Origin of the sequence: Salinilacustrithrix flava, from assembly GCF_041228405.1 — a bacterium.
GTDB classification, from domain to species: Bacteria; Actinomycetota; Acidimicrobiia; order Acidimicrobiales; family Salinilacustritrichaceae; genus Salinilacustrithrix; species Salinilacustrithrix flava.
Genome location: NZ_CP133888.1, coordinates 801,885 through 817,461, shown reverse-complemented (window position 1 = coordinate 817,461; position 15,577 = coordinate 801,885). Strand labels below are relative to the sequence as shown.

At 73.7% G+C, this 15,577-nt stretch carries 15 protein-coding genes; 9 read left to right on the top strand and 6 right to left on the bottom strand.

The window, feature by feature from the left end; all coding sequences use genetic code 11:
* Position 1: 1 nt before the first annotated feature.
* Positions 2 to 646, bottom strand: a complete 645-nt coding sequence (locus RGQ06_RS03980; protein ID WP_432429179.1) for an HAD family hydrolase — start codon at positions 644 to 646, stop codon at positions 2 to 4.
* 187 nt (positions 647 to 833) lie between these two features.
* Here RGQ06_RS03980 and RGQ06_RS03975 point away from each other — a divergent pair, with 187 nt between their 5' ends.
* The 3 genes from RGQ06_RS03975 to RGQ06_RS03965 are packed head-to-tail and all read left to right on the top strand — an operon-like array spanning position 834 to position 3,129.
* Positions 834 to 1,988, top strand: a complete 1,155-nt coding sequence (locus RGQ06_RS03975) for an MFS transporter (RefSeq protein ID WP_432429180.1) — start codon at positions 834 to 836, stop codon at positions 1,986 to 1,988.
* Positions 1,989 to 1,996: 8 nt separating this feature from the next.
* Positions 1,997 to 2,923 carry an alpha/beta hydrolase gene (locus tag RGQ06_RS03970; RefSeq protein ID WP_432429181.1) on the top strand — a complete coding sequence of 309 codons (927 nt, stop codon included), beginning with the start codon at positions 1,997 to 1,999 and terminating at the stop codon, positions 2,921 to 2,923.
* Complete coding sequence (locus tag RGQ06_RS03965; protein WP_432429182.1) at positions 2,920 to 3,129, top strand: hypothetical protein; 210 nt, start codon at positions 2,920 to 2,922, stop codon at positions 3,127 to 3,129. Before RGQ06_RS03970 ends, RGQ06_RS03965 begins: the two co-directional genes overlap by 4 nt.
* A 20-nt stretch (positions 3,130 to 3,149) precedes the next feature.
* Here RGQ06_RS03965 and RGQ06_RS03960 read toward each other — a convergent pair whose 3' ends face one another.
* The 3 genes from RGQ06_RS03960 to RGQ06_RS03950 form a co-directional block, all read right to left on the bottom strand.
* Positions 3,150 to 4,238: a serine hydrolase domain-containing protein gene (locus RGQ06_RS03960; protein WP_432429183.1), complete on the bottom strand. Its 1,089-nt coding sequence runs from the start codon at positions 4,236 to 4,238 to the stop codon at positions 3,150 to 3,152.
* Between the two features lie 37 nt (positions 4,239 to 4,275).
* Entirely contained in the window at positions 4,276 to 4,707 is a 432-nt protein-coding gene (locus tag RGQ06_RS03955; RefSeq protein ID WP_432429184.1) for a CBS domain-containing protein, read from the bottom strand.
* A 64-nt stretch (positions 4,708 to 4,771) separates the two neighbouring features.
* Positions 4,772 to 6,100 (bottom strand): DUF4214 domain-containing protein, encoded by a 1,329-nt coding sequence (locus tag RGQ06_RS03950; RefSeq protein ID WP_432429185.1) that lies wholly within the window; start codon positions 6,098 to 6,100, stop codon positions 4,772 to 4,774.
* A 63-nt stretch (positions 6,101 to 6,163) separates the two neighbouring features.
* Here RGQ06_RS03950 and yihA point away from each other — a divergent pair, with 63 nt between their 5' ends.
* The 4 genes from yihA to RGQ06_RS03930 all read left to right on the top strand — a co-directional run bounded on the left by yihA (position 6,164) and on the right by RGQ06_RS03930 (position 11,012).
* Positions 6,164 to 6,760 (top strand): ribosome biogenesis GTP-binding protein YihA/YsxC, encoded by a 597-nt coding sequence (yihA, locus tag RGQ06_RS03945; RefSeq protein ID WP_432429186.1) that lies wholly within the window; start codon positions 6,164 to 6,166, stop codon positions 6,758 to 6,760.
* Positions 6,757 to 8,016 (top strand): MFS transporter, encoded by a 1,260-nt coding sequence (locus RGQ06_RS03940; protein ID WP_432429187.1) that lies wholly within the window; start codon positions 6,757 to 6,759, stop codon positions 8,014 to 8,016. Before yihA ends, RGQ06_RS03940 begins: the two co-directional genes overlap by 4 nt.
* A gap of 32 nt (positions 8,017 to 8,048) precedes the next feature.
* Positions 8,049 to 8,315, top strand: a complete 267-nt coding sequence (locus tag RGQ06_RS03935) for a DUF4404 family protein (protein ID WP_432429188.1) — start codon at positions 8,049 to 8,051, stop codon at positions 8,313 to 8,315.
* 69 nt (positions 8,316 to 8,384) lie between these two features.
* Entirely contained in the window at positions 8,385 to 11,012 is a 2,628-nt protein-coding gene (locus tag RGQ06_RS03930) for a BTAD domain-containing putative transcriptional regulator (protein ID WP_432429189.1), read from the top strand.
* 343 nt (positions 11,013 to 11,355) lie between these two features.
* Here RGQ06_RS03930 and RGQ06_RS03925 read toward each other — a convergent pair whose 3' ends face one another.
* Both RGQ06_RS03925 and RGQ06_RS03920 read right to left on the bottom strand, forming a co-directional pair.
* Positions 11,356 to 12,720, bottom strand: coding sequence for a diguanylate cyclase domain-containing protein (locus RGQ06_RS03925; protein WP_432429190.1), 1,365 nt, complete (start codon positions 12,718 to 12,720; stop codon positions 11,356 to 11,358).
* A gap of 72 nt (positions 12,721 to 12,792) precedes the next feature.
* Positions 12,793 to 13,278, bottom strand: coding sequence for a CinA family protein (locus tag RGQ06_RS03920; RefSeq protein ID WP_432429191.1), 486 nt, complete (start codon positions 13,276 to 13,278; stop codon positions 12,793 to 12,795).
* A 139-nt stretch (positions 13,279 to 13,417) separates the two neighbouring features.
* Here RGQ06_RS03920 and ahpC point away from each other — a divergent pair, with 139 nt between their 5' ends.
* Together ahpC and ahpF are read left to right on the top strand one after the other, a co-directional pair.
* Entirely contained in the window at positions 13,418 to 13,981 is a 564-nt protein-coding gene (gene ahpC / locus RGQ06_RS03915) for an alkyl hydroperoxide reductase subunit C (RefSeq protein ID WP_432429192.1), read from the top strand.
* Between the two features lie 10 nt (positions 13,982 to 13,991).
* The gene (ahpF, locus tag RGQ06_RS03910) at positions 13,992 to 15,575 is read left to right on the top strand and encodes an alkyl hydroperoxide reductase subunit F (protein WP_432429193.1); all 1,584 of its coding nucleotides are present in this window, start codon (positions 13,992 to 13,994) and stop codon (positions 15,573 to 15,575) included.
* Positions 15,576 to 15,577: the final 2 nt, after the last annotated feature.

Sequence of the window (15,577 nt, the reverse complement as noted above, 5' to 3'; positions counted from 1 at the left end):
CTCAGCTGAGCAGGGCGCGCAGCTCGTCGACGGCCTCGGCCGGGTCGCGCACCTGGATCGCCTGCATCCCGGCTGCGAGCGCGCCCGCGCAGTTCCCCGGGTGGTCGTCGAGCATCACGGCGCGGGAGGGCTCGATGCCACCGAGGCGCGCCAGCGCGAGCAGGTAGATCTCCGGGTTGGGCTTGCGCAGGCCGACCTCGGAGGAGTCGAGGACGTCGTCGAACAGGTCGTCCAGGGGCAGCAGCGGGCGCCACGAGTCCCGGCCCTCGGCGATGTTGTTGGTGAGCAGGGAGGTGCGGTAGCCGTCGGCGCGCAGCGTCCGGGCCGCGTCGACCATGACGTCGTACACCTCCAGGTCGCCGAGCATCCCGGCCATGAACGACAGGTCCAGGCCCATCCCGGCCTCCTCGGCCCGGGCCATCGTGTCGGTGGCCCAGTCCAGGATGCCGATCTCGCCCCGCTCGGCCCGGTGCCAGGCGTGGTCGCTGTCCTCGGCGTAGGGCCCGAGGAGGAACTCGAGGAACTCGTCCTCGGTCATCCCGTGCCCGTCGGCGTGGCGGGCGATGGCATCGAAGGCCGAGCTCACCATCACCCCGGAGAAGTCGAAGACGACGGCGTCGAAGCGGCGGTCCGTCGAGGAGGGCACGGCCGGAGGTTAGGGCGACGTCGGCGCTGGCCGCTCGTAGCACCTGCGGGGACAGGTCACGTCGTCACGCAACTCAGCTTGGCGGCTTCGCCGCCGTAGGGCACCGTGCCCATGGGTCGCCTCGCCTGTCGGCTCGGCTCCTTAGCCTCACGGGATCGTCACCACCAGTCCCAGCCCCGTCCGCATCGTGGTGGCCGGCAGCGTCGCCCTGACCACCACGGTCGTGCCCGCCTTCCTGACCGGCGCGCTCTCGGGACGGATCGGCGACGACCTGGGCTTCGGCGGCGGTGGGGCCGGCGCGGCCGTGGCTGCGTTCTTCGTGGGGGCCGGGATCTTCGCGGTCCCGATGGGACGGGTGACCGAGCGCATCGGCCCGACCCGGGCCCTGCGCGCAGGCGCGCTGGTCAGTGCGGCCGCGGCCCTCGGCATCGCCGCGTTCGCGTCGAGCCTCTGGCAGCTCGTCGTGCTGCTGATCGTGGCCGGATCCGCCGTCGGTCTGGTGGACACGGGGGCGGCTCGCGCCTTCGGCGACTCGGTCCCCTCGACCCGGCACGGCATCGCGTTCGGCGCCAAGGAGGCGAGCGTGCCGGCCGCGTCCCTCGCCGCCGGGCTCTCGATCCCGATCCTGGCCGAGCAGCTCGGGTGGCGATCGGCCTTCGTCGCAGGCGCGCTGCTGGCGCCGCTCGTGTGGGTGCTCGTGCCGCGCCTGGCCGCCGACCGGCCCCCATCGCGCGATGGCCGCGGCGGCGACAGCCGACGAGGTCCCCTCGTGCTCTTCGCCGGTGGCGTCGCCCTCGGGGTCGGTGCCGCCACGGCGGCGTCGACCCTCCTCGTGCCGGCCATCGAGGACCGCGGCTGGGACGAGGCGGACGCCGGGCTCCTGCTCGCGGTCGCCAGCAGCGCGAGCATCGCGGTGCGCCTCGCCGCCGGCAGCCGTGGCGACCGTCGGCCGCTCAGCACCTGGGCGATGGTGGCCACGTTGCTCACGGTCGGGGCGGGCGGTGCGGTGCTGCTCGCCACGACGTCGGCCGGTCCGGCAGGTGTGCTGGGCGCAATCGCCGTCATCGGCGGTGGCTGGGGGTGGACCGGCCTGGCGTTCCAGACGGCCGTCCGCGTCGGACGCGACCGGCCCGCGGCCGCGGCGGGCCTCGTGCTCACAGGTCTGTCGGTCGGGGGCGCGGTCGGACCGGCGGCGTTCGGTGCCATCGCATCTGCGCTCTCGTACTCGGCGGCGTGGGCCGCCGCGGCTGCGGCGCTGCTCGGCGGTGCGGCCGCCATCCTCGCGTCGAAGCACTGGCTCGAGTCCGGGAGCGCGCGGGGGCAGCCGACCGGCGCGCGATGATGCCGCCCATGGCTCTGGACCCGCAGGCGAAGGCACTCCTCGACGCACTGGCGCAGATGGAGGCGCCGCCCATCCTCGAGTCGGAACCGGCGGAGGTGCGGGAGGCGATGGCGGCCCTCGGGTCCATGTCCGATGCGGCCGGCGAGGAGGTGCGCGAGGTCGTCGAGCAGACGATCCCCGGCCCGGGCGGCGACCTGCGGGTGCGGATCTACACGCCGGTGCTGGCGACCGAGGGCGCCCCGCAGGCGTGCCTCGTCTGGTACCACGGCGGCGGCTGGGTCATCGGCGACCTCGACACCACCGACGGGGTGTGCCGGGCGCTGTGCGGACGCTCCGCCGCCACGGTCATCTCCGTGGACTACCGGCTCGCCCCGGAGCACCCGTACCCCGCGGCGCTGGACGACGCCGAAGCCGCCTTCGACTGGGTGCGCGACCACGCCGACGACCTCTACCTCGCGCCGGACCGCATCGCGGTCGGTGGCGACTCGGCGGGCGGCAACCTCGCCGCGCTCGTCGCCCAGTCCCGACGGGGCCAGGTCGCGTTCCAGCTGCTGGTGTACCCGGCCACCGACCTCACCAACTCGCACCCGTCGCACGAGGAGAACGCCGAGGGCTACCTGCTGACGCGGGACCACATGATCTGGTTCGCCCAGCACTACCTCGGCGACCACGACCGGACCGACCCGCGGGTGTCGCCGCTGCACGCCGACGACCTGTCCGGGCTGGCCCCGGCCTTCGTGCTCACCGCCGAGTTCGATCCCCTCCGCGACGAGGGCGAGGCGTACGCAGCCCGGATGGCCGATGCCGGCGTCGAGGTCACGACCCGCCGCTACGACGGCATGATCCACGCCTTCTTCCAGCTGAACGGCGCCATCGACCGGGCGAACGACGCCCTCGACGACGCCGCCGCAGCCCTCACGAGGGCGCTGACGTGAGGCACCGGGTGGCGGCCCTCGCCGTCGCGCTGGTCCTCGCCCTCGGGGCGTGCGAGTCCGACCAGGACCCGGGCATCGACCCCGGCGTCACGGACGGCCCCGCGCAGACGTCGGACACCCTCGGCGCCTGCCCGCCCGGTGGACCCGACGAGACGACCCCGCCGGCGGGGTGCCTCGGACCGGACGGGTCGGTCCTGCGCCCCTGAACCGGGTGCGCCCGGGGTGCTCAGGGGCGGAACGCGTCGACGACCGCGGCCCGCCAGGCGATGAGGGCGGGGTAGCACTCGGCGGTGGACTTGCCGAGCCGCACGACCACGAGGTCCAGGCCCGGGCACACCAGGATCGACTGCCCCTCGTAGCCGTTGGCCCAGAACGTGCCGAGGTCGTCGCCGACCACCCACCACTGGGCGCCGTAGAGGCGGCCGTCCACCGGGTCGATCGAACGGGGCCGGCGCCCGTGGTCGACCCATCCCTCGGGAAGCAGCCGGGCGCCGTCCCACACGCCGTCGCGCAGGTAGAGGTACCCGAAGCGGGCCATGTCGCGCGCTGTGGCCCAGAGATAGGACGACGCCACCCACGTGCCGGCCTCGTCGAAGCGGGGGTCGGCGCTGCGCATGCCGATCGGGTCGAAGAGCCGCTCGTGGAGGAGGCGCCGGGACGGCGCCTCGCCCCCGAGGGTGCGGGCCACGATGCCCGAGACGATGTTGCTGGTGCCCGACGAGTAGTTGAAGACGGTGCCCGGATCGTGGGCGAGCGGTCGCGACGCCGCGAAGCCGGCCACGTCGGACGCGCCGGAGCCGAAGAGCATCTCGATGACGTGGGAGACCGCGCCGGCCTCGTCGTCGGGCGCGTAGTCCTCGGCGAAGTCGAGGCCGTCGCGCATGGCGAGCAGGTGCTCGAGGGTGATCGCCGCGCGGGGATCGCCCTCGCCCCACTGCGGCACCGGCGCGGGCTCGTCGGGGTGCAGTCGCCCCTCATCGACGAGCATCCCCACGACCGCGTGCAGCATCGACTTGGCCATGGACCACGAGAGCAGCGGCGTGGTGGCGTCCACCGGATCGCCGGTGACCTCGCCCCAGGCGTCGGTCCGGTCCCCGTAGCGCTCGGCCACCAGCCGGCCGCCCTGCACCACCACGACGGCGCGGGTGCGGCCGTGACCGCTGTCGGGATCCATGACCGAGTCGAGCAGCGGGGCCAGCCGGCCGTCGGTCGGATCGTCCCCGGCCGGCCACTCCTCGGTCGGCCACGGCACGCCCTCGGGCTGGCGCGGCAGCGGGACGAGGGGTCGGTCGGCGACGTCGTCGAGCAGGCTCACACCCGAAGTGTGGCTGCCGGCGGCCTACCGCGCGGTGTCAGCGGCCGTCGCGGATGTAGCCCACCAGCTGCTGGGCCTCGGTGGCCAGCTCGTCGATGCGGGCCTTGACCACGTCGCCGATGCTGATGATGCCGCAGAGCTCGCCGTCGGCGACCACGGGCAGGTGGCGGAACCGACCGGTCGTCATCGTGGTCATGAGCTCCTCCACCCCGGAGCGGCCGGTGCAGGTCGACACGTCGGTGGCCATGAGATCCCGCACCCGGCGCTGCAGCACCTCGGCCCCCTCGCTGAGGCCGCGGACGACGTCGCGCTCGGACAGGATCCCCTCCACGGAGCGTCCGTCGCTGGAGACGACGAGCGCCCCAACGTTGTGCGTCGCCAGCTCGGCGACGGCCTCGGCGACCGTCGCGTCCGGGGCGACCGTCGCGACTGCTCTTCCCTTGGCTTCCAGGATCTGGTCGACCAGCACCCCACACCTCCCCTTGGTGTTCTCGTCCCAGTGTCCCACAAGGCGGTGACCTCGTGGCGGCGGTTCAGCGACCGTTCCGTGACACGTGCTGGTGGTCGGCGCCCGACGCCCAGCGTCCGCCCCACCCCCAGCCCAGCCGGTCGGCGGCGTCGATGACGGCGCTGCCCTCGACGAGCATCCCCGGCCGGACGTCGGTGCGGTCGAGGTAGGCGCCGCCGGAGGGCGGATCGATCCGGTCACCCCGCACGGAGGGGTTCCGCACCGGGTTGACGTCGATCGCCCGGCCGTACGCGTGCTGGGACCACGTGGTCGTGCCGGCCACGGCCCGGCAGTTGAATGCGGAGGTGTTGTCGGCGGCCATCGATGCGTCGTCGTCACCGCCGAACTCGTCCACCGGGTGGGCCTGGGTGATCGGGAACCGGCTGCCGTGCGCGGCGCGCACCAGCACGGCGACGTCGGGCACGACGTCGCGGTGCACGATGAGGACGCCGCGCCCGATGCTGCCGTCGGGTCGGAAGTGCGGGAACGTGACGGCGCGCAGGTCGGCGGGGCCCACCGGGCACCCGGGCCGCCACGAGGCGGTGAGCGGGTACGGCGTGCCCGGCCCCACGGCCTCGACGCGCACATCCGGCAGACCGAGCCCGGTCGCCCGGCGGTGCAGCTCGTCGCTGGCCGCCAGGTGGGAGGCGAGGGCGACGTCACCGAGGGCGGGCAGGCGCTCGACCCAGAACGACCGACCGGCGGGGTCGGGGGCACGACCGAGGATCTCGTCGTACAGGGCGTCGACGCGCTGGCGGCGGGACTCGACCGACCCGTAGAAGGCGTCGGCGACGCTCGTGCGGCTCAGCCCGGCGCGCAGCTGGTCCAGCCACTGCTGCCGGCCACCCGGATCGGGGGCGCGCTCGAGCAGCCGGGCGTACAGCGAGTCGACGTAGTCGCCGTCGCGCCCGCCGACGACGCCGTAGTACTCGTCGGATCCGTAGAAGCCGGCGGCCACGGCCTCGAGGGTGCGGCCGCGCCGGAGCTGGTCGAGCCAGTAGGCCTGCCCGCCCGGCTCGGGTGCCCGCCCCAGCACGTCGCGGTAGAGGTCGTCGATGCGCACCCCCGCCCACTCGGGTGACAGGGCGAGCCGCCCGGTCAGGGCAGCAGGGCCGGCGACGTGCACGACGTGGGCGAGCTCGGTGGCCTCGGCTCCGGTGGCCGGCCGCCCGAGGAACAGCTCGTGCACCCGTTGCACGTAGGCGTGGGTGGGCCCCGGGCCGAGCGAGCCCGGGTCGGTGGGTGCGTCCTCGGCGGCGACGGGCAGGGCGCCGGCGGTGGTACCCAGCACGACGGCGACGACGAAGGCCCCCAGCCCCCGCCGCACCCGGGACCGAGGTCGGGGGAGCGGCACGACGCCAGCCTCGCGCATCGCAGGACCCCGTGGTGCGCCGACGGGCTGTGGCAGCCTGCGACGGTGAGCAAGCCCCTGGCGCTTCGGTTCGTGACGTCCGCCGACCGCCTCGACACCCTCCCGCCGACCACGGCCGAGGTCACCGTCGTGGGTCGGTCCAACGTGGGCAAGTCGTCGCTGCTCAACGCGCTCGCCAACCGCCGGGACCTGGCCAAGACGTCGAAGACCCCGGGCCGCACCCAGCTGCTGAACTGCTTCGAGCTGGAGCCGCACGACTCGGCCGAGGGCACCTTCGTGGACTGCCCCGGCTACGGCTACGCCAAGACGCCGAAGTCGGTGCGCCGGGGCTTCCAGCCGATGATCGAGGGCTACCTGCTCGGACGGGAGGAGCTGCGCATGGTGGGCGTCCTCGTCGACGGGGAGATCGGCCCCACCAAGCTGGACGTGCAGCTGCTGGAGTGGCTCCGCCACCACGACGTGCCCCACACCGTCATCGCCACCAAGCACGACAAGGTGAAGTCCAAGGCGCGGGAGCGCCGCAAGCGGGACCTGGCCGAGGGATGCGGGGTCGAGAAGGGCGACGTGCTCTGGGTGTCGGCGCACAACGGCGTGAACGTCGACGTCCTCCGCGATCGGATCCGGGGCTGGTTGGCGTCGTGACGAGCACCAGCGAGCGCGCGCCGCGGGCCGACGCCCGGTTCTTCCCGGGCTGGATCGTCGTCGGCGCTGCCTTCGTGCTCCTCATGGCCAACTCGGGGTTCATCTTCTACGGCCAGGCCGTCTACCTCGACGCCCTCACCGACGAGCGCGGCTTCTCGACCGGCGCGGCGTCGCTCGGCCAATCCCTCGTGTTCGTGGTGGGCGGGCTGGTCGGACCGCGGGTCGGCAAGCTCATCACCGACCGGGACGTGCGCGTCGTGGTGCTCGGCGGGCTGGTCACCTCCTGGGTGGCGGTGGTGCTCCTCGGCCGGGTGGAGGAGCTCTGGCAGCTCTACGCCGTCAACGTCCTGCTGGGTGTGGGCTTCAGCGCCGCCGGTCTGGTGCCGGCGACGACGGTCGTCACCCGCTGGTTCGAGACCAGGCGATCGGTGGCGTTGGCCATCGCGTCAACCGGGCTGTCCGTCGGCGGCCTCACCTTCACCCAGCTCGTCGCCTGGTGGATCCGGCGCGACGGCCTCGAGCTGGCCACGCCGTGGCTGGTCGTCGTGTGGGCCGCCTGCACCCTGCCGGTCGTGCCGCTGCTGTGGCCGACGCCCGAGCACCGGGGGGTGCTCGCCTCCGGCGCGGTGGCCGGTTCGGTCGCCATGGGGGTCGCCTACGAGATCGCGGTGCGGTCCCGGTTCTTCACCATGGTCACCGCCGGCTACGTGCTGGTGCTCGGCATGCAGGTCGGGGGGATCACCCACCTGGTCAAGCTCGGCAACGAGCGGGCGGGCGACGGCACCGGCGGGCAGCTCATCGCCGGGCTCACGATCGCCAGCGTCGTGGCGCGCCTCATCGGCGGCGTCGTCGCCGACAAGCAGCCGCTCGTGCGCCTCGCCGTCGGGTTCGCCGCCACCCAGGCCCTCGCCCTCGCCCTGCTGTCCCAGGTCGAGAGCGGCCTGCTGCTCGTCCTGTGCGCGGTCCTCTTCGGCGCCACGATCGGCAACATCCTCATGCTCCAGCCCCTGCTCTTCGCCGACGCCATGGGGGCGCGCGACTACGCCCGGATCTTCGCGCTCAACCAGCTCATCGTCGTCGCCGGCGTCGCGCTCGGGCCGTTCCTCCTCGGTGCCCTGCACGACGCGGCGAGCTACCGCCTGTCGTACCTGGTGGGGGCCGTGCTGTGCGCCCTGGGCACCGTCCTGCTGTCCCGGGCCGGCAGCACCCAGGCAGCCCGGGCCGAGCTCGACACCCAGCGGCCTGTGCAGGGCTGACCTCCCGGGCGGGGGCGGTAGTGTCTGGGCCGATGGACGACGAGCTCCGCACCCACCTCGACCAGCTCGAGGCCAAGATCGCCGAGGCCCGGGCCGACGGCCAGATCGACGAGGCCGAGCGCGACGAGCTCCGTGTGCTCGTCGAGCGGGTCCGCACGGACCTCGGTGCGGGCGAGGCTGACCGCGAGGGTCTGGCCGAGCAGCTCGAGGAGTCCGCCGTGCGCTTCGAGTCCGACCACCCCACCGTGGCCGCCGTCATCCGCAGCGCCGTCCACACCCTCACCGGCTACGGCATGTAGCTCCGGCCCTCACCCCGCCGGCACGCCGGTCTACCTTGTCGCGAGGAGCTGGGGATCGAGGGAGGGGCGGTGGACGGGGCCACCAGTGATGGGCACGTGGTCGAGGTCTGGCCGGGGGACGAACCCGTGGCCTGGAGCGGCCTCGCCGCGATCCTGGCCTCCTGTCGCGCCGCGCGGACGCACCTCGTCGTCCCGGCGGCCCTCGAAGCCGCCACGACCGGTCGTCCGGTGGGCGACCACCTCGGTCTCGCCGGCGACCTGTGCAGCCTGCTGGCCCGGATGGGGGAGGAGCGGTCGTGGACCCTGCTGGTCCACGACGCGCACCGGTTCGACCTGAGCAGCGCCGCCGCCCTGTCCCACGCGCTGGCCCTCGAGCCTGCTGGGGTCCGGGCCGTGGGCACGGACGACCGCGTCGAGCCGGTGCGGCACGAGGCGGGTCCGATCGAGGATGCCCGCCGGCGGGCCCACGATGCCGCACGGCTCGGCGGGATGCTCGACGCTGCCGCTGCGTCCGAGGTCGCCGGGGACTGGGCCGCGGCCGCCGGCCGGTGGCTCGAGGGCGGCCGGCCGGACCGGTGCCGTCGAGCGATCGCCCTCGCCGGCCCCGATCCGCACGCAGCCGAGGTCGCCGCCCGGCTCGCCCACCGCACGGGGAGCGTGCGCGAACGCCGCGCCGCGACACGACACGCCCTTTCCGTGCTGGAGTCGAGCGAGCCGCTCGCCGCGGTGCGGTTGCTCCTGCTCGAGGCGAGCTCGGGCGGCGACGGCTCCGACGACGTGCTCGACGCGGCCGCCGCGCTGCTCGCCACCGTCGACCCCACCCCGCCGGCGCGGGCGACCCGTGACCTGCACGCGCTCGCGGTGGCCACGGCGGCGGTGGGCTGCGGTGGCGATCCGGAGGCACTGCGCTGCAGCATCGAGCGTCCGCTCGCCCGGCTCGGGGCCGGGGGCATCGACCCGGATGCCGTGCACCTCCTCACTGCCGCCGCTCGCGTGCTCGGCTGGCAGGACCACCTCGAGGAGGCCCGCTCGCTGCTGGATCGCGTCATCGGCGTGCTGGACGCCCGTCGCCGCTTCGTGCTGCTCGCCCAGCCCCTCGCCACCTCCGCCTGGCTCTCCCGGCGTCGGGGCCGGCTCGAGCTGGCGCTGACCCACGGGTCGCGTGCGATCCAGCTCGCACGATCCTGCGGCTGGTCCAGCGACGAGCGCCTCGCGACCGTGGAGGTCGCGCACGTGGAAGCCATGCGCGGGCACCTCGAGGAGTGCCGTCGCCACGTCGCCACGCTCGTCCCCGCGGGCTCGGTCCCCCGGGGCTCGGCGCAGGTCGGGGCGGTGTCGGCGCTGGCGGTCGCCGAGCTGCTGGCCGACGACCCCCAGCGGGCGGTCGAGCTGCTCGAACCGGTGCAGGCGTGCTTCGGCGACGCCGTGGCACCGGCCGAGGTCGCCTGGCGCCACAACCTGGTGGAGGCGTACGTGCGCACCGGTCGCCGCGCCGACGCCGAAGCGGTCCTCGACGATCTCGTGGGCTGGGCGGCGCGCGCCGACTCGACTCGCGAGCAGGGCCAGGTCGCATGGTGCCGGGGGATGCTCGCACCGGCCGGCGACCACGACGCCCACTTCACCGAGGCCCGCCGACTCCTCGAGCCCTACCCGACGCTGCGGTGGCGCTCGGACCTGCACCACCTCCGGCGGCTGCTGGACGAGGGGCGCCACGGCGCGGCCGCAGCCGTCGCCGAGCGGCTGGTCTCCGACGCGAGGTCCGCCGGTCTGCTCGGCGCCGTCGATCAGGTGCACCGGCTGCAGCGAGCGCACGGGATCCCGGTGCCCGACCCCGTGCCCTCCACGTCGGCGCTCTCCGTCGAGGACCTGCGGGTCGCCCTCGCGCTCGCGGAGGGCGCCGACGCCGAGGAGATCGCCGCCCTGCTGCAGCTCACCCCACGGGCCGTCGAGGTGGTGCGAGACCGCGTCATGGCGTTGCTGGGCGTGGACGCGCCCGAGCACCTGGCCGGGTTCCTGCCGCCGGCCCGCTCCGCACCGGTCCCCGTCGCCGCCCTCGTGCGGGTGCTCGGCCCCACCGTGGTGCAGCGCGGGGCGCAGCAGCTGGTGCCGCCGGACGGGCGACCGGCAGCGGTGCTCGCGCTCGTCGCCACGGAGGGGGCCGTGCCGGTCGAGCGGGTGCTGGAGGTCCTGTGGCCCGAGGTCGAACCGACCCGGTCGCGAGCTCGGCTGCGCAACGTGCTCGCTCGCCTGCGGGCTGCGACCGGGCCCGTGATCGAGCGCGCCGGAGATCGCCTGGTGCTCGCCGCCGGGGTGGAGGTCGACGCCCACCGCTTCGACCGGCTGGTGGACCAGGCGCTGCGGGCCCCGGCGGACGAGGCCCTCGCGCCCGCCGCGGAGGCGCTCGCTGCATGGCAGGGCGAACCGCTGCCGGCCTGGCCCTACGAGGACTGGGCGCTGCGCGAGCGGCACCGGCTGGTGCAGCGATGCGTCGCCGTGCACGTGCGGCGAGCCGAGATCCTGACCGCCCGCGGTGCGGTGGGTGCTGCCCTCGACGAGCTCGAGCTGGCGGTCGGGCTGCAACCCGACGCCCGCGATCTCTGGGAGCGCGCCGTGCACCTCGCCGAGGGTGACGAGCGGGTCGGGCGGGCGAGGGCGCTGCGACGTCGTGCCGCCGATCACGACGTCGAGCTGCGCTGATCCCCGGGGGGACGCTCAGGGGTGGCGCTCGGGCTGGCGCTCCATCCCCTCGGACACCGGCTCCGTCGCCGAGGACACGGCGTCGAAGACCGCCAGAGCGCCGAGGACCAGCAGGCCCACCAAGATGACCTGGAGCAGAAGTGATCGGGTTCGTTCAGCGGCGCTGTGCTCGTACACGTCCGGCACTCCTCGGGCTCGGGACTGGGACGCCGTCAGCATGTGATGACGCTGTCCCATCGCCGTCCCACCGGTGGTCACGCACCGCGCGCAGCGCATCCCGTGGCCGGTACGAGCGCGACGATCCGGGCGGAATGCCGGGTGTGCCCGATGTCGCGCCGGGTGGTCAGGCGCGCACGACGTAGCGGTTGCGGCCGTTCGACTTGGCGTCGAGCAGCGCACGGTCGCTGTCGCGGAGCAGGTCGTCGAGCGGGGTGGCGAAGGTGCCGTAGGAGATGCCGACGCTGAGGCCGACCTGCGCGGTGCGCTCGTCCAGGCCGATCGGCTCCCCGACGGCAGCGATGAGGCGATCGGCCAGCCGCTCGGCGGCGTCGGCGTCGGCGCAGGCGATCACGAACTCGTCGCCACCCCAGCGGCAGACGAGATCGTCGTCACGGACGCCGCGTCGGAGGCGCTCGGCCAGGATCTGCAGGGTCCGGTCGCCCATGGCGTGGCCGAGCTCGTCGTTGACCTGCTTGAACCCGTCGACGTCGCAGAACAGCACGGCCATCGCGGCGTCGGGGTGGGCGGCTGCCCGGGCGCGGAGCCACTCCTCGAGCCCGGTGCGGTTGGGCAGCTCGGTGAGCTGGTCCGTGATGGCAGATCGCCTCCAGGCCCGTCGGTTCCGATCCGATTCGATGGCCAGCGCCACGAGGGTGGTGACCCGGACGACCGAGGTGTCGCTCGGGGGTGGTGGCGCGTCGACCGGTCGGAGCAGCACCAGCGCGGCGGACGGGTGGTGGTCTCCCCGGACGGTGACCGGGATCGACCAGCACGAGGCCAGACCGGCCTCGTGGGCGATGCCTTGGAGGCTGGACGGCATGCCGTCGTCGCGTCGCCACACGCGCTCGGAGATCTCTGCGATGCGGGTGCCGAGCCTGCGCAGCGCCGGCGGGGTGCCCGGTGCGGCCGCCACCACGTCGAATCGGGCACCGTCCCAGCTGGCGGCGACGAAGACGACAGAGCCGGGCACGCTGTGCTCCACGATGGCGCCGAGCTTCGCGAGCACGTCGTGCAGGGGTGCGCCGGCGGCGAGGGCATCGACGGCTGCGTAGAGCAGCGCGGTGCCGCTCCAGCGGCGGATCTGCGTCACGAGGCCGTCGAGGCCGTACCTGCTACCTGTGGCTGCCGAGACCTCGCAGGTGACGCTGGAGCCGTCGGCGTGGAGGATCTCCACGAGCATCGGCGGCCCCACCCACGCCTGGCGTGCGTGGTCGTGTGAGACGAACTGGCTGTACTCGGCGATCACTGCCTCGTGGGAGGAGGGGTGGATCAGGTCGAGGAAGTGGTGGCCGAGCACGGACGCCGCCGAGCGGCCGGTCAGCGCTTCGATGGTCTCGCCGCACCACTGCACGTTCCCCTCCGCGTCGAGCACGACGAAGGGGCTGGCCGCGGTCTCGATGATCGCCCGGTGCATGGCGTCGCTGCCCGGCTCCACCGGCCTGACCGGGTCGCTGGACCGGTCCTCTGTGCGGTTGCTGCTGTCGGTCACTCGTCCCACCTCGGTTCCTGGACGAAACCTAGGTCACCGCATCCGACGGTCGACCGTCGGGGGCGTGATCGATCAGCGCAGCTGGTCGACCAGGAGGGTGAGTGCCGCCGTGGCGAACGCGGTCATGTTTGCGAGCCGGTCGTCGTCGCCGGTGAGCAGGTGCCGGGTCGCCGGCGAGGGCCCGTGGACCGCGGTCCAGCAGTGCCCGGGAGGGTCGCCGTAGGGGTTGCCGGACGGACCGGTGGCGCCGCCCTCGCCGATGCCCCACGTCGCGCCGAGGTCGGCGCTGATCTCCTCGGCGAGCCAGCGGGCGAAGGGCTCGCTGGCGCCGCGCAGGGGTTCGGGACGGGGCACCGCGTCGCCGAGCAGGCCACGGACCGCGGCGGCGGTGTAGATGACCGCGCCCCCTCGGTAGTAGGCCGAAGCGCCGGGCACCGCCAGGAGGGCGGCGGAGACCAGGCCGCCGCAGCTCCCTTCGGCGACGCCGACGGTCTCGCCCCGGCGCACGAGGAGGTCGCCGGCCTGGCGAGCGGTTGCGAGGAGCGTGTCGTCGAGCACCGCCGGACTCTAGGCGGCACCTCCTGATAGCCGCAGGCTATGGGTGAGATAGCCTCCATCTGTTTCCGGCACTTCATGGGCGTCCGTATGGTCTTTCGAGTCCCCCTGCAAGACGACGATTCCCGGAGGAACCGTTTCCGTGTCCGTGCTCAGCACCGAGATCAAGCCCTTCCAGACCACCGCCTTCCACAACGGCGAGTTCGTGCCCGTCAGCGACGACGACGTGCGCGGTCGGTGGGCGATCTTCTTCTTCTACCCGGCCGACTTCACCTTCGTCTGCCCCACCGAGCTCGGTGACCTCGCTGACCACTACGAGGAGCTGCAGTCCCTCGGTGTCGAGGTGTACTCGGTGTCGACCGACACCCACTTCGTGCACAAGGCGTGGCACGGGTCGTCCGACACCATCGGCAAGATCCGGTACCCGATGCTCGGCGACCCCACCGGCACGATCGCCCGGAACTTCGACAACATGCGCGAGGCCGAGGGCGTCGCCGACCGCGGCACCTTCCTCGTCGACCCCGACGGCGTCATCCAGCTCGTCGAGATCACCCCGGAGGGCATCGGTCGCAACGCCGCCGAGCTGCTCCGCAAGGTGAAGGCCGCCATCTACGTGCGCAAGCACCCCAACGAGGTCTGCCCGGCCAAGTGGGAGGAGGGCGCCGAGACGCTGGCTCCCTCGCTCGACCTCGTCGGCAAGATCTGAGCTGGCCCTCATGCTCGACACCGCCCTTGCGGACCAGCTCCGCGCCCACCTGACCAACGTGACCATGCCGGTCGAGCTCGTGGCCTCGCTCGACGACAGCGCCAAGTCGGCCGAGCTCGCCGAGCTGCTCGAAGAGATCGCCGGCATGTCGGACCTCCTCACCCTGCGCACCGACGGGGACGACGCGCGTCGGCCGTCGTTCGCGATCACCCGTGCCGGCACCGACGTCCGCGTCGACTTCGCCGGCGTGCCGATGGGGCACGAGTTCACCTCCCTGGTGCTGGCGCTGCTCCAGGTCGGCGGCCACCCGCCCAAGGTCGACCCCGACACGGTGGAGGCCATCCGGCTCCTCGACGGCGAGCACCGGTTCGAGACGTACTTCTCGCTGTCGTGCCAGAACTGCCCCGATGTCGTGCAGGCCCTGAACGTGCTCAGCATCCTCAACCCGAGCTTCTCCCACACGGCCATCGACGGAGCGGTGTTCCCCGACGAGGCCGAGGAGCGAGAGGTCCTGTCCGTCCCCGCGGTGTTCCTCGATGGCGAGCTGTTCGCCCAGGGCCGCATGGACCTCGAGGAGCTGCTGGCCAAGCTCGACACCGGCAGCGCCGAGCGCGCCGCCGAGGAGATCGATGCCAAGGACCCCTTCGACGTGCTCGTGGTCGGCGGCGGTCCCGCCGGCGCGGCCGCGGCCGTGTACGCGTCACGCAAGGGCATCCGCACCGGCCTCGTCGCCGAGCGCTTCGGCGGGCAGGTCGGCGACACCATGGGCATCGAGAACCTCATCTCGGTCCCCTACACCGAGGGGCCCAAGCTGGTGGCCGCGCTCGAAGCCCACGTCGGCGAGTACGACGTCGACGTCATGAACCTCCAGCGCGCCGCCCGGCTGGTGCCCGCCTCCGGCGAGGGTGGCCTGCACTCGGTGGTGCTCGACAGCGGCGCCACCGTCCAGGCCCGCACCGTGGTGGTGTCGACCGGCGCCCGCTGGCGCACGCTCGGCGTGCCCGGCGAGGACCGCTTCCGGAACAAGGGCGTGCACTTCTGCCCCCACTGCGACGGGCCCTTCTACAAGGGCAAGCGCATCGCGGTGGTCGGCGGGGGCAACTCCGGCGTCGAGGCTGCCATCGACCTCGCCGGCATCGTCGGCCACGTGACGGTGCTCGAGTTCACCGACCGGCTCCTCGCGGATGAGGTGCTGCAGCGCAAGCTGCACTCCCTGCCCAACGTCGACGTCGTGCTCGAGGCCCAGACCACCGAGCTCACCGGCGACACCAGGATGGAGGGGCTCACATACATCGATCGGCGCACCGGCGACGAGCGGCGCCTCGACGTCGACGGCGTCTTCGTCCAGATCGGCCTGCTCCCCAACACGGAGTGGATCGACGGCACCGTCGAGCTGTCCGACCGCAACGAGGTCGTGATCGACGACCGGGGCCGCACGTCGGTGCCTGGCGTGTTCGCCGCCGGCGACTGCACGACCGTGCCGTACAAGCAGATCGTGGTCTCGCTCGGCGCAGGGGCGACCGCGTCGCTGTCCGCCTTCGACCACCTCATCCGCACCTCGGCCCCAGCCGAGGAGATGGCCGCCGCCAGCTGACG